Annotated in this window: 17 protein-coding genes, 1 other RNA gene and 1 pseudogene; 3 read left to right on the top strand and 16 right to left on the bottom strand. The window is 66.1% G+C overall.

The features are described 5' to 3' along the window. Nucleotides 1-9 precede the first annotated feature (9 nt). The gene (locus tag J7E45_RS01875; RefSeq protein ID WP_308162027.1) at nucleotides 10-2,871 is read right to left on the bottom strand and encodes an HAD-IC family P-type ATPase; all 2,862 of its coding nucleotides are present in this window, start codon (nucleotides 2,869-2,871) and stop codon (nucleotides 10-12) included. 136 nt (nucleotides 2,872-3,007) lie between these two features. Here J7E45_RS01875 and J7E45_RS01880 point away from each other — a divergent pair, with 136 nt between their 5' ends. Further along, nucleotides 3,008-3,607, top strand: coding sequence for a hypothetical protein (locus J7E45_RS01880; RefSeq protein WP_215066726.1), 600 nt, complete (start codon nucleotides 3,008-3,010; stop codon nucleotides 3,605-3,607). Nucleotides 3,608-3,684: 77 nt separating this feature from the next. Here the strand turns inward: J7E45_RS01880 and ssrA are convergent. Then, nucleotides 3,685-4,054, bottom strand: a transfer-messenger RNA (tmRNA) gene (gene ssrA, locus J7E45_RS01885). 141 nt (nucleotides 4,055-4,195) lie between these two features. Between ssrA and J7E45_RS01890 the strand changes: the two genes are divergently transcribed. After that, nucleotides 4,196-4,861, top strand: coding sequence for an SIMPL domain-containing protein (locus J7E45_RS01890; protein WP_215066728.1), 666 nt, complete (start codon nucleotides 4,196-4,198; stop codon nucleotides 4,859-4,861). A 5-nt stretch (nucleotides 4,862-4,866) separates the two neighbouring features. Here the strand turns inward: J7E45_RS01890 and hflX are convergent. After that, a pseudogene (hflX, locus tag J7E45_RS01895) lies at nucleotides 4,867-6,153 on the bottom strand (GTPase HflX); the annotation flags it as partial. Nucleotides 6,154-6,448: 295 nt separating this feature from the next. Here hflX and J7E45_RS01900 point away from each other — a divergent pair. Next, entirely contained in the window at nucleotides 6,449-7,096 is a 648-nt protein-coding gene (locus J7E45_RS01900; RefSeq protein WP_091033475.1) for a class I SAM-dependent methyltransferase, read from the top strand. Between the two features lie 54 nt (nucleotides 7,097-7,150). On the opposite strand, the gene dapF is transcribed toward J7E45_RS01900, so the two are convergent. The 13 genes from dapF to J7E45_RS01965 all read right to left on the bottom strand — a co-directional run bounded on the left by dapF (nucleotide 7,151) and on the right by J7E45_RS01965 (nucleotide 20,149). After that, nucleotides 7,151-8,023 (bottom strand): diaminopimelate epimerase, encoded by an 873-nt coding sequence (dapF, locus tag J7E45_RS01905; protein WP_374225439.1) that lies wholly within the window; start codon nucleotides 8,021-8,023, stop codon nucleotides 7,151-7,153. A gap of 72 nt (nucleotides 8,024-8,095) precedes the next feature. Further along, nucleotides 8,096-8,635 carry a dihydrofolate reductase family protein gene (locus J7E45_RS01910; RefSeq protein WP_215066732.1) on the bottom strand — a complete coding sequence of 180 codons (540 nt, stop codon included), beginning with the start codon at nucleotides 8,633-8,635 and terminating at the stop codon, nucleotides 8,096-8,098. Nucleotides 8,636-8,693: 58 nt separating this feature from the next. Further along, nucleotides 8,694-9,605 (bottom strand): tRNA (adenosine(37)-N6)-dimethylallyltransferase MiaA, encoded by a 912-nt coding sequence (gene miaA, locus J7E45_RS01915; RefSeq protein ID WP_215066734.1) that lies wholly within the window; start codon nucleotides 9,603-9,605, stop codon nucleotides 8,694-8,696. Continuing rightward, nucleotides 9,602-11,149 (bottom strand): tRNA (N6-isopentenyl adenosine(37)-C2)-methylthiotransferase MiaB, encoded by a 1,548-nt coding sequence (gene miaB, locus J7E45_RS01920; RefSeq protein WP_215066736.1) that lies wholly within the window; start codon nucleotides 11,147-11,149, stop codon nucleotides 9,602-9,604. The genes miaA and miaB overlap by 4 nt, the downstream gene beginning before the upstream one ends. Before the next feature lie 49 nt (nucleotides 11,150-11,198). Next, complete coding sequence (locus J7E45_RS01925) at nucleotides 11,199-12,053, bottom strand: regulatory protein RecX (RefSeq protein WP_215066738.1); 855 nt, start codon at nucleotides 12,051-12,053, stop codon at nucleotides 11,199-11,201. Further along, nucleotides 12,053-13,102: a recombinase RecA gene (recA, locus tag J7E45_RS01930; RefSeq protein ID WP_091033490.1), complete on the bottom strand. Its 1,050-nt coding sequence runs from the start codon at nucleotides 13,100-13,102 to the stop codon at nucleotides 12,053-12,055. Before recA ends, J7E45_RS01925 begins: the two co-directional genes overlap by 1 nt. A gap of 267 nt (nucleotides 13,103-13,369) precedes the next feature. Further along, the gene (locus J7E45_RS01935; protein ID WP_091033493.1) at nucleotides 13,370-13,594 is read right to left on the bottom strand and encodes a DUF3046 domain-containing protein; all 225 of its coding nucleotides are present in this window, start codon (nucleotides 13,592-13,594) and stop codon (nucleotides 13,370-13,372) included. Nucleotides 13,595-13,615: 21 nt separating this feature from the next. Continuing rightward, nucleotides 13,616-13,924: a helix-turn-helix domain-containing protein gene (locus tag J7E45_RS01940; protein WP_017830901.1), complete on the bottom strand. Its 309-nt coding sequence runs from the start codon at nucleotides 13,922-13,924 to the stop codon at nucleotides 13,616-13,618. 141 nt (nucleotides 13,925-14,065) lie between these two features. After that, nucleotides 14,066-14,554 (bottom strand): nicotinamide-nucleotide amidohydrolase family protein, encoded by a 489-nt coding sequence (locus J7E45_RS01945; protein WP_215066740.1) that lies wholly within the window; start codon nucleotides 14,552-14,554, stop codon nucleotides 14,066-14,068. Beyond that, on the bottom strand, nucleotides 14,551-15,129 hold the full coding sequence (gene pgsA / locus J7E45_RS01950; RefSeq protein ID WP_215066742.1) for a CDP-diacylglycerol--glycerol-3-phosphate 3-phosphatidyltransferase: 579 nt from the start codon (nucleotides 15,127-15,129) through the stop codon (nucleotides 14,551-14,553). Before pgsA ends, J7E45_RS01945 begins: the two co-directional genes overlap by 4 nt. Further along, complete coding sequence (locus J7E45_RS01955; protein ID WP_091033500.1) at nucleotides 15,129-17,840, bottom strand: DNA translocase FtsK; 2,712 nt, start codon at nucleotides 17,838-17,840, stop codon at nucleotides 15,129-15,131. Before J7E45_RS01955 ends, pgsA begins: the two co-directional genes overlap by 1 nt. Before the next feature lie 73 nt (nucleotides 17,841-17,913). Next, nucleotides 17,914-18,408: a GNAT family N-acetyltransferase gene (locus J7E45_RS01960; RefSeq protein WP_091033502.1), complete on the bottom strand. Its 495-nt coding sequence runs from the start codon at nucleotides 18,406-18,408 to the stop codon at nucleotides 17,914-17,916. 64 nt (nucleotides 18,409-18,472) lie between these two features. Further along, a complete protein-coding gene (locus J7E45_RS01965) occupies nucleotides 18,473-20,149 on the bottom strand; it encodes a ribonuclease J (protein WP_091033505.1) in 1,677 nt (558 codons plus the stop codon). Between the last annotated feature and the right edge of the window lie 28 nt (nucleotides 20,150-20,177).

Genomic DNA, 20,177 nt, shown 5'->3' on the forward strand with positions numbered 1-20,177 from the left:
ACGACGTCACTACGGTGCCGCGCTCCCCATCGAACTCTCGAGGACGGGCCGGAATCCCCGGGCGACCGGTGGGGTCCAAAGCAGGACGACGATCAGGGCAGCGACCACGGCAGTGACGGCTGCTCCCCAGTCCCACCGATCTCCGAAGACGAGCACGATCGCGCTGAGTGCGATCACGACCCCGAGGAAGATCGTGAGCAACAGCCGCGAGAGACCACTGCCCCGGCGGATACCGGCCGCGACCGCGAACACGAGAAGACCGAACAGCGCGATGGCCGCGCCCGTGAGCGAGAACGCGGAGGCGCTCACGTCCGGGTCGTAACGTCCGAGGAAGACCAGGATGCCGAAGCCCGTGGCGAGGATTCCGAACACGTAGGAGAGCACGGCGACCGTGGTCGTGATGACCGTCGCCAGGCCACGATCGGCTCCGATGCCCGGCTCGGGTGCTCGCGCGGGCGCCGAGGCCGGCTCCTCTCTCAGGACGAGCCGACGATGCACGATGCGCACGACCTCGATCGCCGCGATCATGACGATCGTGATCCCCGTGAGCGCGATCGCGAGGTCTTCCCCCGGATCGACGAGGACGAAGAACTGTCGCGCGAGGGGAAGCGAGAACACGGCGATGAGAAGGATGAACATCGCACCCACGACCAGCACCTTGAAGCGGTTGAGGGGGCGGGCGAGCACGGCCAGCACCCAGATGCCGACGACGGCGAGGATGACGGTCGCTCCGGTGCGCAGCTGCTCCTCGTGCGCGTCGAGCCCGCGCGCGACGAAGGTGAACCACGTGAGACCGAGCGCCACGATGATCCCCGAGGGAATGGCGAAGCTCAACGATCGCCGGAGGAATCCGGGCACATAGCGTGCCGCGTTGGGCATGAGCGCGAGGAAGAACGCCGGGATGCCGATCGTGAGGCCGTCGGTGATGGAGAGCTGACGCGGGAGGAACGGGAACTCGAGCACGAACACCCCGAAGATGATCGCGAGAAGTGTGGCGTACACGGTCTTGTTCAGGAAGAGCATCGAGACGCGTTCGATGTTCGCGATGACCTGACGTCCTTCCGCCACGACATCGGGCAGGTGCGAGAACTGCCCGTCGAGCAGCACCAGCCGCGCCACCGCCTTCGTAGCCGGCGCGCCCGAGTTCATCGCGATACCGATGTCGGCGGCCTTGATCGCGAGGGCATCATTGACGCCGTCTCCGGTCATCGCCACGGTGTGCCCGCGGCTCTGTAGGGCCGAGACCATGCGCTTCTTCTGCTCGGGTGAGACGCGTCCGAACACCGTGTGCGTCTCGAGCACGTCTGCCAGTTCGGCGTCATCGTCAGGAAGACGACGTGCATCGAAACCCTCGGTGACGTCCACTCCCACCTCACGCGCGATCGCCGCGACCGTGCGCGGGTTGTCACCCGAGATGATCCGGATCCCGACATCCTGCCGGGCGAAGTACTCGAGGGTCTGTGCGGCGTCGGGGCGCACCTGCTCGCGGAAGGTGAGGACGATGGCCGCGGCCACACCACCCGGAAGCCGCTCGGCATCCACATCAGCCTCGGACAGCGCCGATTCCGAGTGACCGAGGACCAGTGTGCGACGGCCGGTCTCTGCGAGGGCGGTGACCGTGCGTCCGAGTTCGGTCTCGTCCGATGTCGCGGCATCGCCGAACACCATTTCCGGTGCACCCATCACCCAGGTACCGGCGATCTCGTCGAAGGAGACCGCGCTCCACTTGCGCACGGACGAGAAGGGGATGTACTCCGCGACCGTGAGCGGAGACGCGGCCGGATACGCCGCTCGCATCGAGCGCGCCGTGGCGTTCGCATCCGGAGACGCGGCGTACCAGCCGAGCGCCGCCGCTGCCGCCTCCGCACGCTCCGATGTGAGGCCGGCGAGTCCGTGGGCTTCGTCGAACCCGATCTCCCCCACGGTGAGGGTGCCGGTCTTGTCGAGACACACGACGTCGACCCGGGCGAGCCCTTCGACCGCGGGCAGCTCATTCACCAGAACCTGCCTGCGCGCCAGTTTCGACGCACCGACGGCGAATGCGATGCTCGTCATGAGCACCAGTCCGAGGGGGATCATCGCCGTCAACGCGGCGATCGTGTTCACGACGGCCTGGACCCAGGCGCCGCTGGAGAACACGGTGGCGTACCCGCCCGTGACGATGATCTGCGCGTTCAGGACGAGCAGCCCCACCGGTCCGATCACCCAGCTCACCCACTTCAGGACCCGGTTCACCGACGAGCGGAGCTCGCTGGAGACGAGCGAGAAACGCTTCGCTTCGCCCGCGAAGTGGTTGGCATACGAGTCGGCGCCCACACGCGTCGCCTGCGCGGTGCCCTCCCCCGCGACAACAACGGCTCCGGAGAGCGCCTCGTCGCCCGGCTGCTTCTCCACCGGGTCGGACTCGCCGGTGAGCATCGACTCATCGATCTGCAGCCCGCGCGCCGTGAGTATTCGGGCGTCGGCCGGCACCTGCTCGCCGGCGCGCAGGACCAGCACGTCGTCGAGGACGACCTCGGTGGGGGCGATTGCCGCCTCTGCGCCCTCCCTGAGCACCAGGGCGCGGGGCGCATTCATCAGCGCCAGGCGGTCGAGAGCAGACTTCGCTCGGAACTCCTGAACACAGCCGATGATGGCGTTCGCGAAGGCGGCGAGCCCGAAGAGCGCATCCTGCCACCGCCCGACCAGGAAGAGGATGAAGAAGCACGCGAAGACGATGCCATTGAACAGCGTGAAGACGTTCGCCCGCACGATGCTCCATGCGCTGCGGCTCGTGTCCGCCACGAACGCGTTCGTCTTCCCGTCCGCAACACGTTCGGCGACCTCCGCTCGGGTGAGACCGGTCGCGACAGTTTCGGGGGTCGATTCCACAGACCTCAATATAGGTCCCCCGTCGAAACCAGTGGAGGTCTTTCGCGCTTCCTCGTCTGCTTGCCTCTGCTAATCTCTTGCACGCACCGAGGCCTTCTGCTGTCGGACCGCTTCATCTCTCCCCGAAGGATGCTCCGTGCTCGACGAACGCCCTCTCCCCGCGCGTCCCCCGATCTCCCGCCGCACCGTCATCGGTGCCGCGGCATGGTCGGTACCCGTTATCGCCCTCACCGTGGCCACGCCGGCCCACGCGGCGAGCGGAGGCGCGATCGACGCCAGTGGAGTGGCACTCGCCTTCACCGGACCCCAATGGAGTTCCACGTTCACGCTGAGCGGTCAGCTCGCCCTTTCGCCCGCGACCGCCGCACCGACGCAGGTCACGGCGACCATCACCTGGCAGGGCACCGGTGCGAACGCCGGCGCGCAGGGGCTTTACCTCTACGACGGCGGTTCTCCCACTCAGGACGGGGGCATCAGCGGCTGGACCATCCTGCAGGGTGCTGCCGACGACCAGCTGTACAACACCTTCGTCTTCGGCGCCATCGTCGCGGCGGGCACCGCGACGGTGCCGACCGTTTCGACCTACCTGGGTGACCAGGACGAAGGGTTCATGTACGGAGCGGAGACGCCGAACGCAGGGAGCGCCTTCTGGGACGGCATCATCACGATCCGGTTCTCCGCGCCCGAGTATGCGGATGCCGTGCTGACGGTGCCCTACACGCAGACGGTGGAGTGACACTCGGGTCCGCACACGAAGAAGCCCCGTGACCTCCTGGTAGGAGTGCACGGGGCTTCTTTTCAGTGACAGCGACCTGGTGGAGCTGGGGGGAATCGAACCCCCGTCCAACGCTGAGTCTCCACGCCTTCTCCGGGCGCAGTCTGTGAAGACGTTCTACTCGGCTCCGACCTTTGTCACAGACACCTAAGTCGACAAGCCCAGCCTGGGAAGAGTCCCACGTGACGTCCAGACGCCATCACGCAGCAAGATTCCTAAATGACGCCAGGATCCGTATCGGAATCACATACGGCCTGACGGACTATCGGGCTCGCTTATGCAGCGAGGGCGAAGTCGTTGCGCTTGGTTTCGGCAACTATTTTTTTGCAGAGAGCGTTAACGAGATAACTCTGCATCCTCGGCCCGCTTCTCGTGGATTCACAGGCGCTGTCGAAACCGATCAGCCCCGTGGTCCTTCTCTCGAAGGAGCCGCTGTCACACTGTGGAATTACCATCCCGGGCGACGAACACCCGAGCATCACACACTACAACGTTCACCGGCTCTCCGCCATTCCGCAGGTGCCCGGAGTGCTGGCGTAGAGTCGGCGCATGAGCGAAGTCACCGTCACAGTCCGCGGCGAACACGAGGCGCGCATCGCGCCGGAGCGCGCCACCATCCGGGTCAGCGTGCGGGCGGAGGGCTCGGAGCGCACGACGGTCGTCGAGCACGTGATGCGGTTGGCCGAGCCCGTGCGCGGCAGCATCACCGAGCGGGCTGACGTGGGCAGCGTCGTCGACTGGACCAGCAAACGACTCTCCGTGCGAGCCGAGCGTCCCTGGAACAACGACGGGAAGCGCCTCGCCCCCGTGTACTACGCGAGCATCGACTTCACGGCGACGTTCGCAGAGGCATCGGAGCTGTCGACATGGGTTTCGGACGTCTCGCCCTGGGACGGCGTCGAAGTGGGCTGGGTGGACTGGCACCTCACCCCTGTGACCCGAACGCAGGCGGAGCGCGAGGTGGCCGCCGAGGCCGTCAGCGTCGCCGTGACTCGCGCCAAGGCGTATGCCGGGGCTCTCGGACTCGATGAGGTCACGCCGCTCGAGATCGCCGATGTCGGCCTCATCTCGAGCGGACAGCCGATGCCGGGTGCACCGATGATGAAGGCCCGCGGAGGCGTCGCATTCGCCGCCGACGCAGCCCCGGCCATGGAATACGAGCCGGAGGAGATCATCATCTCCGCGACGGTCGAGGCGCGCTTCCTCGCCCGCTGAGCCCGTCAGCCTTCGACGGTGAAGGGCGCGAGTTCTGCCGCGAGGCGTTCGGACACCCGTGCGTGCACAGCGGTGCCCGCCTCTCGATGCTCCACCTCGAGGAGCATCCCCGTCTCATGGATGGCTGCCACGAGGTCACCGCGGTCATAGGGGATCACCGCGTGGATCTCGATCGCGGGCTTCGGGAGGGCTTCCTCGATGACGGCACGCAGCTCGGCGATTCCCTCACCGGACCGCGACGACACGAAGTGCGCATGCGGCTGCAGACCGCGGAGCACCAGGCGCTCGTCGTCATCGATCAGGTCAGCCTTGTTGAAGACGACGATCTCGGGCAGATCTCGCACGCCGACATCGCCGAGTACGTCGCGCACCGTCTGCAGCTGCCCGGCCGGATCGGGGTGCGACGCATCGACGACGTGAAGCACCACGTCCGCCTCTCCGACCTCCTCCAACGTCGAGCGGAAGGCCTCGACGAGCTGATGCGGGAGGTTGCGGACGAAACCGACGGTGTCGGTCAGCGTGTAGACACGGCCGTCTTCGGTCTCCGAACGGCGCACGGTCGCGTCCAACGTCGCGAACAGCGCGTTCTCGACCAGGACGCCGGCACTGGTGAGCGCATTGAGCAGACTCGACTTGCCTGCGTTGGTGTAGCCGGCGATCGCCACCGAGGGGATGGTGTTGCGTTTGCGCTCCGCACGCTTCGCTTCACGAGCCGGTCCGAAGTCACGGATCTGCCGACGGAGGAGCGCCATCTTGGTGCGGATCCGTCGCCGATCGAGCTCGATCTTGGTCTCACCGGGGCCACGGGATCCCATGCCCGCACCACCGGCGCCGACCTGGCCACCGGCCTGGCGACTCATGGAGTCACCCCAGCCGCGAAGACGAGGGAGCAGATACTCGAGCTGGGCGAGCTCGACCTGCGCCTTGCCCTCCCTGCTCTTCGCGTGCTGGCTGAAGATGTCGAGGATCACGGTCGTGCGGTCGATGACCTTCACCTTCACGACATCCTCGAGCGCGCGTCGCTGGCTCGGCGCGAGTTCGGTATCGGCGATGACTGTATCGGCTCCGACGGCAGCGACGATGTCCTTGAGCTCCTGCGCCTTGCCGCGCCCGAGATACGTGGCAGCATCCGGGTGGGGGCGACGCTGCAGGACGCCATCGAGCACGACGGCACCCGCGGTCTCCGCCAGTGCGGCGAGCTCACGCAGCGAGTTCTCGGCATCCTCCTGCGCACCCTGCGGGTATACACCGACGAGGACGACGTTCTCCAAGCGAAGCTGTCGGTACTCGACCTCGGTGACGTCCTCGAGCTCTGTCGAGAGTCCACCGACGCGACGAAGGGCGTGACGGTCTTCGAGATCCCATTGAGCCCCGTCCGTGCTGGTGTGCGCAGCGGTCGACTCGTCCTGCAGCGCCTGCGCTGCCCCGAACACGTGCACGTCGGAGCGCTTCTCTGCGTTCGCGAGCACGCGATCGACCGTCTCGTCGCCGTTGGAGGGTGTCGTGGTATCCGTCATCCGTTCCTTGTCTCTGGGGGTTTTGTAGCGAGCCTTAACCTTAGCCCGCGCTGTCCGGTACGCTCACCGTATGGGGTCAGACCACTACTTCACTGCGGCCCCGGCAAGCCCCGAGAATCTGCGCAGGATCCGTGTATCACTCGCAGGCCGAGAGCTGGAAGTCACCACCGCCGGTGGCGTCTTCAGCCCGGATCGGCTGGATGCCGGCACTGCAGTGCTTCTCGCCAACATGCCCCCGGTTCCCCCGGGAGGCAATCTTCTCGACCTCGGCAGCGGCTGGGGTCCCGTCAGCATCTCGATGGCCCTCGCCGCTCCGCATGCGACGATCTGGGCCGTCGATGTGAATGAGCGAGCCCTCGATCTGGTGCGCCGCAACGCCGCGTCCCTCGGGCTCACCAATGTCAACGCATCTCTACCCGACGATGTTCCCGAGCACGTCTCGTTCCGCACGATCCGTTCGAATCCGCCCATCCGCGTCGGCAAGAACGAACTGCACGGGCTGCTCGAGCGGTGGATACCGAGGCTCGACGAACGCAGCGATGCCTGGCTCGTGGTCCAGCGCAATCTCGGCGCCGATTCGCTGCAGCGCTGGATCGGTTCCACGTTCCAGCCCGGATACAGCGTCTTCCGCACCGCCACAGGCAAGGGCTACCGCATCCTCAAGGTACGCAAGCACGGAACGCCGCCGACCGAGCCGATCGCACTGTCCGGGCTCTGACCGCTTCGATCCGGAGCGGCCGCCCCCGGCGACGATGACGCCATCCGGCTTCGGTCAGAGCAGTTCGATCTCTCCGCTGAAGACGAGTTGAGCCGGACCCGACAGGGCGACGTGCTCCCCGTCTTCCGCCGGGAACATCCGCACTCCGAGCGTCCCCCCTGGGACCTCGACCTGCCAGTTGTTCGGCGCGTTCTCCCCTGCCCAGTAGCGTACGGCGAGGGCGGTGGCAGCCACACCGGTTCCACAGCTGAGGGTTTCACCGACGCCGCGCTCGAACACGCGCATGCGCACGTGCCCGACTCCGTCACGAACCAGCGGCTCGCCCGGAACGACGAACTCGACGTTGGCACCGGCCGGCAGAACGGGATCGAGTTCCGGCGCGCGGTGCAGGTCGAGCAAGCCGAGCTCATGCTCCGACGCGATCGCGACGATCACGTGCGGATTGCCCACATCGATTCCGAGACCAGGACGCGTGACCGGCAATCCATCGACGCGCACCAGCGGGTCGTCGCCGGAGAGCTTCCACAGACCGAGGTCGACCTGATACCCCGTGGCGCCTCGGGTCACATCGCGCACACCGGCACGGGTGCCGATCGGAAGTGTCGCTCCTGGTTCGATGGTCGCGAGACCTGCCCGTACGAGATAGTGCGCGAAGACTCGGATGCCGTTGCCGCACATCTCCGCGATCGACCCATCGGCGTTGCGATAGTCCATGAACCACTCGGCCGCGGGCTCCTCCGCCAGCGCTGCAGCACCGTCGGCGATGGAGGCCGACCGCACGACCCGGAGGATGCCGTCCGCACCGATCCCGAAATGGCGGTCGCACAGCACCGCGACCTGCTCCACCGTGAGATCGAGCGCCCCGTCGGGGTCGGCGATGATGATGAAGTCGTTGCCCGTGCCGTGACCCTTGGTGAATGCGACCATGCTCCCCAGTCTAGAGAGCGTGGCCATACCACGGAGACGCCCCGCATCCCGCCGCGGAAGCGATCGACGAAATCAGTCCGCGGCTCCGGCCGACACGATGGCGTAGCGACCGCAAAGGAAGTTGCGGTTTCGCGCGACCTCGAGAAGTTCGAGGTCGAGCCGTCGCGGAAGCAGCGGTGCGCCGGACCCCAGGGTCACCGGTGCGTACTGAATCCACACCTCATCCAGGAGGCCCGCGTCTGCGAACTGACCGGCGAGGTCTCCCCCGCCGACGATCCAGATGTCCTGATCTGCGGCGGCCGCGAGCATGTCGGCGTGCACGCTCCGCACGTCGCTTTGTGTCAGCTGCACATCGGCGCCCTCGGGGAGCGGGATCTCGCGGTGCGTGAACACCCAGGTGGGCTGACTGTAGCCCCATCGTCCTTCTTCGTGCTTCATCACCCATTCGTAGGTCGACGAACCCATCGCCAGCGCGCCGATATTCTTCTCGAAGGCGTTATAGCCCATCGGCCCGTCGGGATCGACGTCTTGCGTGAGCAACCAGTCGAGCGAGTGCTCGTCGGTCGCGATGAATCCGTCAAGGCTGGATGCGGTGAAGAAATGCGTGGCCATACCGTGAGCTTCGCACCGGCCACCGACATCGCGACGAGGTCAGTCGCGGCGCACCGGCTCACTCAGCCAGGAGTGCCTCCGCATCCGCCGGAGCATCCCACCACTCCAGGTCGGGGTACCGCTTGAACCACGACACCTGCCGTCGGGCGTAGCGGCGTGTGAGCGCCTGTGTCTCGGCGATGGCTTCCACCGCAGTGAGAGTGCCGTCCAGCTGGCCAAGCGCCTGCGCGTACCCGATCGCTCTGGAGGCCGTGGCGCCCCGCTCGAGACCCTTCTGCCGCAGTTCGGCGACTTCGGCCAGCATCCCGGCCTCCCACATCCGCTCGACGCGTTGATCCAGACGGGCGACCAGCGCCGAGCGTTCGACACGCAGGCCGATCAGTCTCGTGCGCCGATGCCACAGTACGGGCTTCTCCGGCAGGGACGCGCCGTGCGTATTGCTCCCCTGCGCGAGCACCTCGAGGGCGCGGATGACCCGTCGGCTATTACGCGGGTCGACCTTCGCCGCTGCTGCCGGATCCTCCGCTCGGAGCCGATCGAGGAGAACGCTCAATCCGTGCGACTCCAGCTCTGCTTCCAGGCGTGCACGGATCTCGGGGTCTCGCGGCGGAAAGTTGAACTCGTAGACGACACTCGACACATAGAGGCCGGAGCCGCCCACCAGAATCGCATCGCCTCCGCGTCGGTGAATCGCGTCGATCGCGTCTCGTGCTGCGGGCTGGTACCAAGCGACCGCCGCTTCCTGATCGACTTCACGAACATCGAAGAGGTGGTGGGGGATCCCGCGACGGTCCTCGACAGGGAGCTTCGCTGTGCCGATGTCCATCCCGCGATAGAGCTGCATGGCGTCGGCGTTCACGATCTCGGCCGGATTGCCGCGAGCACGAAGCGCCTCCGCCAGGTCAAGCGCCAGGTCGCTCTTCCCGGTTCCTGTGGCCCCGACTATCGCCCAGAGGCGCGGTTCGCTCACACTCCGACGCGAAGGGTCGGCAGACCGAGGGATACGGCGCGCGGGCCGCCGTCGGACGCCGGAGTCGGCACCGCGCACGATTCCGCCTGCGAGCGATCCCAGGCATCGCCCCCGCGCGTCCGGCGGATCCGCAGCGGAGCCCCGGTCGGATCGTCGGCAAGCAAGTGGAAAGGCGCGGCATGCGTCACTCTGACAGTCACGACGTCGCCAGGCCTCGGCAGGTCCGAGCCGGCGGTGACCTCGAAGTGAACCAGACGGTTGTCTTCGGCGCGGCCGGTGAGGCGGTGCGTCTCGGCGTCTTTCTTGCCTTCACCGGTCGAGACGAGCACCTCGATCTGGCGTCCGACCTGCTTCTGGTTCTCTTCCAGAGAGATTCGCTCCTGGAGTGCGATCAGACGGTTGTAACGCTCCTGGACGATCTCCTTCGGAACCTGACCCTCCATCGTCGCCGCGGGCGTGCCCTCACGGATCGAGTACTGGAAGGTGAAGGCTCCGGAGAAGCGGGATTGCTCGACGACGCGCATCGTGTCTTCGAAGTCCTCGTCCGTTTCGCCCGGGAAACCGACGATGATGTCGGTCGTGATCGAGGCGTTCGGGATTCGCGCACGGACACGATCGAGGATCCCGAGGAAACGCTCGCTGCGGTACGACCGCCGCATCGCTTTGAGGATGCGATCGCTGCCGGACTGCAGCGGCATGTGCAACTGCGGCATCACGCTCGGGGTCTCGGCCATGGCGTCGATCACGTCATCGGTGAACGCGGCAGGGTGCGGACTCGTGAAGCGGATGCGCTCCAGTCCCTCGATTTCGCCGGCGGCGCGCAGCAGCTTTCCGAACGCCTGTCGGTCGCCGAACTCGACGCCGTACGAATTCACGTTCTGGCCGAGGAGAGTGACCTCGATGGCGCCGTCTTCGACGAGGAGGCGGATCTCGTTGAGGATGTCGCCGGGACGCCGGTCCTTCTCCTTGCCACGCAGACTCGGGACGATGCAGAACGTGCACGTGTTGTTGCAGCCGACCGAGATCGACACCCATCCGCTGTGCGCCGAGTCGCGCTTCGTCGGAAGCGTCGACGGGAACACCTCGAGCGACTCGAGGATCTCCAGCTCCGCATCGCCGTTGTGACGTGCACGCTCCAGCAGCCCGGGCAGCGACCCCATGTTGTGCGTGCCGAACACGACGTCCACCCAGGGCGCCTTGTCGAGAACTGCCTGCTTGTCCATCTGGGCCAGGCAGCCGCCGACCGCGATCTGCATACCTTCTTTACGACGCTTGACGGAGGCGAGATGTCCGAGGGTGCCGTAGAGCTTTCCGGCGGCGTTGTCGCGCACCGCGCAGGTGTTGATGATCACCACGTCGGCCTCGGCGCCGTCGAGTGCACGGACGTAGCCGGCGCTTTCCAGCGATCCGGAGAGCCGTTCGGAGTCGTGCACGTTCATCTGGCACCCGAAAGTACGAACCTCGTACGATCGCTGGCGTCCGTCTTCGTCGACGGCTGCGGACGAGGCGCTGATGATCGTCGGTTCGCTGCGCGGAATAGTCATGATCAACCCATTCTACGAGCCGTGCGGATGCGGTTGCTGCGTCGCTTGCTCAGTCCGAATCGACGAATCGGACGCCCGAGCTCGACGCACTCGGGCCAGTCTCCCGCAGTGCCTGCTTGGCCGCCTTCATCGCGACGGACCCGTTGTAGCCACGGCGAGAGAGCTGCCCCACCAGACGCCGGAGCGCCGTGTCATTGTCGAGTCGGCTCAAGGAACGCGCCTTGGTGCGGGCGAATTCGAGGGCGCGCTCATCGTCGTCATCCGGCAGTTCGTCGAGTGCAGCGTCGACCACGTCTCGAGGAATGCCTCGTTGAGCCAGCGTACGAGCGAGGGCGACTCTCCCCTGCCCCTTCCGTTCGACACCGGACGTCACCAGAGCGCTGGCGAGTGCAGCATCGTCGAGGTAGGCACGACGACAGAAGTCTTCGATCACTTCGTCTATCACGCCGTTCTCGAGCCCGTGCCCTCGCAGAGCCTGACGTGCTTCGGAGATGGAGAGAGATCGCGTCCGCAGTTTTCTTACGAGCGACTCCTCGGCCGCACTCCGAGCTTCGTCCGGCACACTCGGATCCGCAGTATCGCCCTGCGATGCGGGCGGTGCCCCGAGCGCATGAAGCCGGGGGGCGGATCTCGATGCCGGCGAACCGGATCTGGCTGACGCCCCACGGGCGGGATGACGGTCACTCGGGCTCCCGGACTCCGCTGCACTTTCGGCGGGCGATGCACCCGCACCCCACGTGGGCCGCCACAGATCTGCACCGTCGGAGCGATCCGACCGGTCGCCGGAGATGTCGTCGTCCGTTCCCGGACTGATCGAAACCGGGTCGACATCCTTCGCGGCGCGACCGAAAAGGGGAATGATGGGGGCGATCCGATCCGGATCGCCCCCACGTGTGTCATTCATCAGGCCGGACGACGCTCAGCGAGCTCGTCTGCCGCAGCAGGCACGGCCGCCGGTCCGCCGATGCCGAGCTTCTGCTTGATCTGCGTCTCGATCGCCAGCGCGACATCGGGGTTGTTAAGCAGGAACGTCCGTGCGTTCTCCTTGCCCTGACCCAGCTGGTCGCCATCGTAGGTGTACCACGAGCCCGACTTCTTGACGATGGCATGTTCGACACCGAAGTCGATCAGGCTGCCCTCGCGAGAGATGCCGACACCGTAAAGGATGTCGAACTCCGCCTGCTTGAAGGGCGGGGCCATCTTGTTCTTCACGACCTTGACCCTGGTGCGGTTTCCCACCGCGTCGGTGCCGTCCTTCAGCGTCTCGATACGGCGGATGTCCATGCGGACAGAGGCGTAGAACTTCAGCGCCTTACCGCCGGCGGTGGTCTCGGGCGAGCCGAAGAAGACACCGATCTTCTCGCGCAGCTGGTTGATGAAGATCATGGTGGTGTTCGTCTGGCTCAGACCACCGGTGAGCTTGCGCAGCGCCTGCGACATGAGTCGCGCCTGCAGACCCACGTGCGAGTCACCCATCTCGCCCTCGATCTCGGCACGAGGCACGAGCGCCGCGACGGAGTCGATGACGATGAGGTCGATGGCACCCGAGCGCACGAGCATGTCGGCGATCTCGAGCGCCTGCTCACCGGTGTCGGGCTGGGAGACGAGAAGCGCGTCGATATCGACGCCGAGCTTCGCCGCGTAGTCGGGGTCGAGCGCGTGCTCGGCATCGATGAAGGCTGCGATGCCACCGCCACGCTGGGCATTCGCGATCGCATGCAGTGTCAGCGTCGTCTTACCCGAGGACTCCGGTCCGTAGATTTCGACGATACGGCCACGCGGGAGACCTCCGACGCCGAGGGCGACGTCAAGGGCGATGGAGCCGGTGGGGATGACGGCCACGGGGGCGCGCTCATCGCTGCCCAGCCGCATGACCGAGCCCTTTCCGAACTGACGGTCGATCTGAGCGAGTGCGGTCTCGAGGGACTTCTCGCGGTCGGCGGGTGATGGCATGGTCTGCTCCTTCTGCGCGCGTGGTGCCGCCTGTAGGCTGTCGCGGCTCTCCCGGCTGGGAGGAACTCTCCGACAAGGCGTAATGGCTCTTCGGCTTGTTTCCACCGTAGGAGAGGCCACCGACATCGACGCGGAGAGCTCACATACCGTGGAGAACAGATTGCCTGAACCACTTGTGCAGAAGACTACGCCCGCTTCGAACAGATCTTCGACGACACGCCGATCGCTACACACTGTGTGCCGTAACCTGCGGACATCCCCTGGGACTCAACGCCCCCGCGGCTCCTGCCGTCCGACGCCGTGTCGTCGGTTCTCCGGAACATCCATCTCTGCACACAACGCAAGCCAGATCTCCCGCGGCGGAGTTCCGTCGTCCAGAGCCTCGAGCGCCGTACGGCCACGCAAGGCCGAAAGCCCGAGGTCGTTCACCAACGAAGAGGCCCGCGCCTGGAATTCGGTGTCGACCGCGCGAAGGAACTCGCTACGACGCATCGCTCACCCGCACGCCGACGCTCAGTGCAGCGAGAGCTGGGGTTCGATCGACGCCACGAGGTCGTCCGGAACGACATCCGGGAAGACCTGAATACCCTCGAGAACAGAGATGCGGTCCCCGACCTCACGCATGATCGTCGAGATGGGGACGTCGAGAGCATCGGCGACGGATGCGAGGATCTCGCTCGACGCCTCCTTCTGCCCCCGCTCGACCTCACTGAGATAGCCGAGCGCCACCGACGCCTTGCTTGCGACCTGCCGGAGCGTGCGCCCCTTCTGCAGACGGAAGTCCCTCAGCACATCGCCGATTTCCTGTCGAACAAGAATCATCGGAACCTCCTCCCCGTGTGATCGTTCGAGGTTTCCCCCGATGAGACAGCCAGTCTAGTACTCCTGGCCTGCTCGAAATCTACCCCTGCACTCTGTGGTTTGAATGTGAGCACATCGGTAATAACCGACATCGGACCGCCACTATTCCAGGACGAACTCAAGCAACACCCGAAGAGCCGCGTTCACCGTCTGCGCACGGATCGAATCACGGTCACCCTGCAGGTGCAGCGCCTTCGCCGAGGAGCCGTCTGGCGTCACGATCCCGATGTGCACCGTTCCCACCGGCTGGCCGTCGGGGGAATCCGGCCCCGCGATCCCGGTCGTCGACACACCGACATCCGCCGCGACGCCGTTCACGCTCACCACGCGGCGCACACCGTCAGCCATCTGCAGGGCGACCTGCGGATGAACCGGCCCCTCGGCGGCGAGGAGCTCGGCGTCCACTCCGAGCACCGTCGCCTTGACCGGGGTCGCATACGCCACGACGCCGCCGAGCAGGACCGCGGAAGCGCCCGGAACGGATACGATCTCGGCACACAACGCGCCGCCCGTGAGCGACTCCGCGACGCCCAGAGACCAGCCGCGCTGATTTAGAGCCGACAGCAGTGCGGCGGCGCCCGCGTCGCTCATGCCCGCTTCTGGCGCGACCCGCGTACCTGCGCGACGATGTAGTCGATGCCGCTCGCCACCGTGAGGACGAGCACGATGAGCATCAGGATGAACGTGATGATCGTCCAGGCTTCGAGCCCGATGAGGACGTTCAGGGGAAGCAGCGCCCAGCCGAGCGCGACGCCCTGGAAAGCCGTCTTGATCTTGCCCATCCAGGCAGCCGCGACGACGTGCTCGCTCGCGACCATCAGACGGTGGATCGTGATCCCCCACTCGCGGACGAGGATGACCGCGACGATCCACCAGCTGACCTCCCCGAGGATCGCGAGGCCGATGAAGCCCGCTCCGGTGAGCATCTTGTCGGCGATCGGGTCCCAGAGTTTGCCGAAGTCGCTGACGATGTCGTACTTGCGGGCGAGGTATCCGTCGACCCAGTCGGTGGAGATTCCGACGATGAAGATGATGGCGGCCGCCCAGCGGAGGCCGGGCTCGGGGAGACCGTAGGTGCCACCCAGGAGCAGCAGCACGAAGAAGATGACCGCCAGCGGGATACGCGCGACCGTGATGGCGTTGGGCAGCTGCCGAGGAATAGCCATCAGTCGCGCCCCGTCAGGCCCCAGGCGTCTTCGTCGCCACCCTCGGCCTCCACCTCGGGGAGTCCTTCGTACTGAGCGGCGATCGGATCATGCGTCTGCGGCATCGGCGGAACCGGAGGAGTAGCCGGAGACGGGGAGGACGCGGGAGCGTCGTCCCCCCGCAGCTTCGCCATCACCTGCGGGAGCTGCTCGGCCGTGGCCAGCACATCTCGGGCCTTGGAGCCCTCGGAGGGCCCGACGATCTCGCGCGATTCCAGAAGGTCCATGAGGCGACCCGCCTTGGCGAAGCCGACACGCAGCTTTCGCTGGAGCATCGACGTCGAACCGAACTGGGACGAGACGATGAGCTCGGCGGCAGCGAGCAGCAGCTCGAGGTCGTCGCCGATGTCTTCGTCGACTTCCTTCTTCTTCGTCGGCTCCATCGCCTCCTGGACGTCGGGACGGTAGTCCGGACGCGCCTGACGGGTGACGTGCTTGACGACGGCGTCGATCTCCTTCTCGTCGACCCACGCACCTTGCAGACGGAACGGCTTCGACGATCCCATCGGGGAGAACAGGGCGTCACCCTGCCCGATCAGCTTGTCGGCACCGGGGCTGTCGAGGATGACGCGGCTGTCGGTGACGCTGGTGACGGCGAACGCCAGCCGCGAAGGGACGTTGGCCTTGATGAGCCCGGTGACCACATCGACGCTGGGGCGCTGCGTCGCGAGGACCAGGTGGATGCCGGAAGCACGAGCGAGCTGCGTGATGCGGACGATCGAGTCCTCCACGTCGCGAGGGGCGACCATCATGAGGTCGGCCAGCTCATCGACCACGACCAGGAGGTACGGGTACGGCTTGAGAACACGTTCGCTGCCCACAGGCAGCTCGACCTCGCCGGCGCGCACGGCACGGTTGAAGTCGTCGATGTGACGGAAGCCGAACGACGCGAGGTCGTCGTACCGCATGTCCATCTCCTTCACGACCCACTGCAGCGCCTCGGCCGCCTTCTTCGGGTTCGTGATGATGGGCGTGATGAGGTGCGGGACGCCGGCGTAGCTGGTGAGCTCGACACGTTTCGGGTCGATCAGGACCATGCGCACGTCAGCGGGGCGAGCGCGCATCAGCAGGCTCGTGATCATGGAGTTCACGAAGCTCGACTTACCGGAACCGGTGGAACCGGCAACCAGGAGGTGCGGCATCTTCGCGAGGTTCGCGATGACGATGTTGCCACCGACGTCTTTGCCGACGCCGATGGTCATCGGGTGTGTGCTCTTCTGCGCGGCCGGCGACCGGAGGACGTCGCCGAGCGCGACCATCTCCTTGTCGGCGTTCGGGATCTCGATGCCGATCGCGCTCTTGCCGGGGATCGGCGAGAGGATGCGGACATCGTTCGAGGCCACGGCGTAGGCGAAGTTGTTGCTCAGCTGCAGGATCTTCTCGACCTTGACGCCGTGACCGACCTCGACCTCGTACTGCGTGACGGTCGGCCCGCGCGAGAAGCCGGTGACCTTCGCGTCGACCTTGAACTGCGTCAGCACGCTGGTGATCTGCTCGATCACCTTGTCGGTGGCCTCGGAGCGAAGAACCGGCGGCGGCCCTTCGACGAGGAGGCCGGGAGAAGGCAGGATGTACGGGGTCACGGGAGCCTGCGGACCCCGGTCGCCCGGACCGTCTGTACCGAAGCCGTCGAGGCCGGGAAGCTCCGGTGCTTCGCCCGTGTCGGAGGAATCGTCGAGGAGCGCCGTGGTCTGCTGCTCGGCGAGCGAATCCGCGACCGAGCGAACCTCGGACAGCACCTCGGTGGCGGCGTCATAGGGATTCTCGACGACGACCGCCTGGTCGTAGGCCGGAGTCGGGTCGGAGGTCGTGAGCAGCGCCGTGATGTCGTCGGAGCCGAGAGTGCCCTCGTCAGGGTCTTCTTCCCGACCCGTCTTGTTGCGTCGCCACCAGGGCAGCACGTCGGGGTCGTCGACCTTGTCGGCCTCATCGATTGCGGCGGCGTCTTTGGCGGGCTTTTCCGGACGCTCGGCGTCGAACATCCAGGCGTAGAGATCGCCGAGGCGCCGACCGATGCGGTTCGGCGGTGTCTTGGTGAGGATCAGGATGCTGAGTGCGGTCAGCAACGCGAGCACGATGTAGGCAGGGATATTCGTGAGGTAAGTCAGCGGCTGCCCCACCAACCACCCGAGCAACCCGCCCCCCGTGTTCAACGCCGTGATGTTCGGCTGGGGCTGTGGCTGTCCTCCGGCGACATGGCAGAAACCTGCCAGGGAGATCACGAACAGGCCGAAACCGAAGCCGATGCGTCCGTTGTCGTGAACCGACGCGGGGTGGCGGAACAGCCAACCGGCCAGCACCAGCAGAAGCAGGGGCATGATGAACGCCACTCTGCCGACGAGCAGCCCCACGGAGTAGGCACTGATGTTCTCGGCCACTTCGTTGCCGATGAAGACCCACTCGTTCACGGCGCCGAGAGCCGCGAGCAGCACGAGGAGGAACGGGAAGCCGTCGCGGCGGTCGTCCTTCTCCAGCGCCTCAGGCCCGAAGGCACGGAAGAGCCCGCCGACGCCGTGGGCGAGTCCGATCCAGGCCCGGACTGCCACCGGAGGCTTGTCTGCCTCGTCGATGTACTTCTTCGGTGCGGGCTGGGCCTTGGGAGCCGTCTGCCGCTTGGGGCGCGACGGTGCGCTGGTCGACGCGCGCTCTGTCTTCGTGGTACTCCTGGCCATGCTCTCACGTTACGTCCAACAGCCGACATCTCCGCGTAATGACGCGGCTTTCCGTCGATCCTCGCGGAGGCGGCTACCTGGTGCGACGCGCCATCGTGTCTCGGGTCTCACCCTCCCCGACAATGGCGAATCCCTCGGCGCGATACAGATTGCGGGCGAAGTTGTCACGCTCGACGCTCAGGCTGATCCTTGCATGCCCCTCTGCGCCGGCGAGCTGCACTATGCCGCGCAACAGAGATCGTCCCACCCCCCGAGCCCGCCAGAGCGGGTGCACGCCGATGATCAGCTCGGGGACAGCGGCTCCGATGAAGCCGAGTCCCGGGGCGTTCTGCGGCAGGACCCGATACCAGGCAGCGCCGACCGGGATGTCATCGTCGCTGGTGGCGACAAGACCGTCGTCGGACATCCGCTTCCATCCCGCGAGATAGCGTCGATGATCCGCCGACGTCAGCACCTCGTGTCTCGGGCGCACTCCCCCGGCGCGCCAGTTGGCGGCCTCGACGAGCATGTCGCCGAGGAACATCGCATCCGTCTGCGCCGCCCTGCGAAGGGCAATGCCCCTGTCCATGACGTGAGCATAGAACCGGGGTGTTACGCCGGGATGACGGCCAACCGTGAATACCGGGCGGCCGTCACGCTTCGATGACGAGCGGGACGATCATCGGACGACGACGCAGCCGCTGGTTCACCCAGCGCCCGATCGTGCGTCGCACGACCTGCGACAGCGAGTGGGTGTCGCGCACGCCGTTGCCCGCCGCCTCCTTGAGCGCCGCGACGATCTTCGGCGCGACGTCATCGAACACGGAGTCATCTTCGGCGACACCACGCGCGTGGATCTCGGGACCGGAGATGATGCGGCCGGTCGCGGCATCCACGACGACGATCACAGAGATGAATCCCTCCTCGGCGAGGATGCGTCGATCCTTGAGGTCGGCATCGGTGATCGCTCCGACCGAGGAGCCGTCGACGTAGACGAACCCGAGATCCAGCTGGCCTACGACGCTCGCCACGCCGTCCTTGAGATCAATCACGGTGCCGTTGGAGGCGATGATCGTGTTCGCCTCAGGGACGCCGGTTTCCTGCGCGAGCTTGGCGTTCGCGATGAGGTGTCGGTACTCGCCGTGCACCGGAAGGACGTTCTTCGGCTTCAGGATGTTGTAGCAGTAGATCAACTCTCCGGCGGCGGCATGTCCGGAGACATGCACCTTCGCGTTGGCCTTGTGCACGACGTTGGCGCCGAGCTTGGTCAAGCCGTCAATCACGCGGTAGACGGCGTTCTCGTTGCCCGGGATGAGGCTGGAGGCGAGGATGACGGTGTCGCCCTCGCTGATCTCGATCGCGTGGTCCATGTTCGCCATGCGACTGAGCACCGCCATCGGCTCACCCTGGGAACCGGTCGACATGTAGACGATCTTCTCGTCCGGGAGATCGCGCGCCTTCTTGAAGTCGATGAGGACCCCGTCGGGCACCTTCAGATAGCCGAGCTGCTCGGCGATGGTCATGTTCCGCACCATGCTGCGGCCGAGGAATGCGACGCGGCGACCGTTGGAGTACGCGGCGTCGATGACCTGCTGCACACGGTGGACGTGGCTGGAGAAGCTCGCGACGATCACGCGGCGCGGTGCCTTGGCGATGACCTGGTCGAGAACCGGACCGATGGAACGCTCGGTGGGAGTGAAGCCGGGGACGTCGGCATTCGTCGAGTCCACGAGGAACAGGTCGACGCCCTCCTCGCCGAGGCGGGCGAACGCGCGCAGGTCGGTGATGCGGCCGTCCAGCGGCAGCTGGTCCATCTTGAAGTCACCCGTGGCGAGCACCATGCCGGCCGGGGTCCGGATGGCGACGGCCAGAGCGTCGGGGATCGAGTGGTTCACCGCGACGAACTCGAGATCGAAGGGTCCGACTCTTTCCTGCTCGCCCTCCTTCACTGTGAGAGTGAAAGCCTTGATGCGGTGCTCCTTGAGCTTCGCTTCGACCAGCGCGAGCGTGAGCCCCGAACCGATCAGCGGGATGTCGCTCTTCAGACGCAGCAGATACGGAACGGCACCGATGTGGTCCTCGTGGCCGTGAGTGAGCACGACGCCAACGATGTCGTCGAGGCGATCACGGATCGGCTCGAAGTCGGGCAGGATCAGATCGACGCCCGGCTGGTGTTCCTCGGGGAAGAGCACGCCGCAGTCGACGATCAGGATCTTGCCGTCGTACTCGAACGCGGTCATGTTGCGACCGATCTCGCCGAGACCGCCGATCGGGATGACCCGCAGCGTCCCTTCAGCGAGAGCGGCCGGTTCTACCAGGGGAATGGACATGCTGTCTCCTCAGTCGGACACTCCACGC

This window comes from Microbacterium sp. ISL-59 (assembly GCF_018613945.1).
GTDB classification, from domain to species: domain Bacteria; phylum Actinomycetota; class Actinomycetes; order Actinomycetales; family Microbacteriaceae; genus Microbacterium; species Microbacterium oxydans_B.

What these genes read in the sequence shown, in the direction of transcription:
- J7E45_RS01955 (WP_091033500.1), bottom strand. Translation starts at nt 17,840, where the DNA reads ATGGCCAGGAGTACCACGAAGACAGAGCGCGCGTCGACCAGCGCACCG.
- recA (WP_091033490.1), bottom strand. Translation starts at nt 13,102, where the DNA reads ATGCCATCACCCGCCGACCGCGAGAAGTCCCTCGAGACCGCACTCGCT.
- dapF (WP_374225439.1), bottom strand. Translation starts at nt 8,023, where the DNA reads ATGGTCGCATTCACCAAGGGTCACGGCACGGGCAACGACTTCATCATC.
- J7E45_RS01940 (WP_017830901.1), bottom strand. Translation starts at nt 13,924, where the DNA reads ATGATTCTTGTTCGACAGGAAATCGGCGATGTGCTGAGGGACTTCCGT.
- J7E45_RS01935 (WP_091033493.1), bottom strand. Translation starts at nt 13,594, where the DNA reads ATGCGTCGTAGCGAGTTCCTTCGCGCGGTCGACACCGAATTCCAGGCG.
- J7E45_RS01960 (WP_091033502.1), bottom strand. Translation starts at nt 18,408, where the DNA reads ATGGACAGGGGCATTGCCCTTCGCAGGGCGGCGCAGACGGATGCGATG.
- miaB (WP_215066736.1), bottom strand. Translation starts at nt 11,149, where the DNA reads ATGACTATTCCGCGCAGCGAACCGACGATCATCAGCGCCTCGTCCGCA.
- J7E45_RS01925 (WP_215066738.1), bottom strand. Translation starts at nt 12,053, where the DNA reads ATGAATGACACACGTGGGGGCGATCCGGATCGGATCGCCCCCATCATT.
- J7E45_RS01890 (WP_215066728.1), top strand. Translation starts at nt 4,196, where the DNA reads ATGAGCGAAGTCACCGTCACAGTCCGCGGCGAACACGAGGCGCGCATC.
- J7E45_RS01910 (WP_215066732.1), bottom strand. Translation starts at nt 8,635, where the DNA reads ATGGCCACGCATTTCTTCACCGCATCCAGCCTTGACGGATTCATCGCG.
- pgsA (WP_215066742.1), bottom strand. Translation starts at nt 15,129, where the DNA reads ATGGCTATTCCTCGGCAGCTGCCCAACGCCATCACGGTCGCGCGTATC.
- J7E45_RS01965 (WP_091033505.1), bottom strand. Translation starts at nt 20,149, where the DNA reads ATGTCCATTCCCCTGGTAGAACCGGCCGCTCTCGCTGAAGGGACGCTG.
- J7E45_RS01945 (WP_215066740.1), bottom strand. Translation starts at nt 14,554, where the DNA reads ATGAGCGACGCGGGCGCCGCCGCACTGCTGTCGGCTCTAAATCAGCGC.
- J7E45_RS01900 (WP_091033475.1), top strand. Translation starts at nt 6,449, where the DNA reads ATGGGGTCAGACCACTACTTCACTGCGGCCCCGGCAAGCCCCGAGAAT.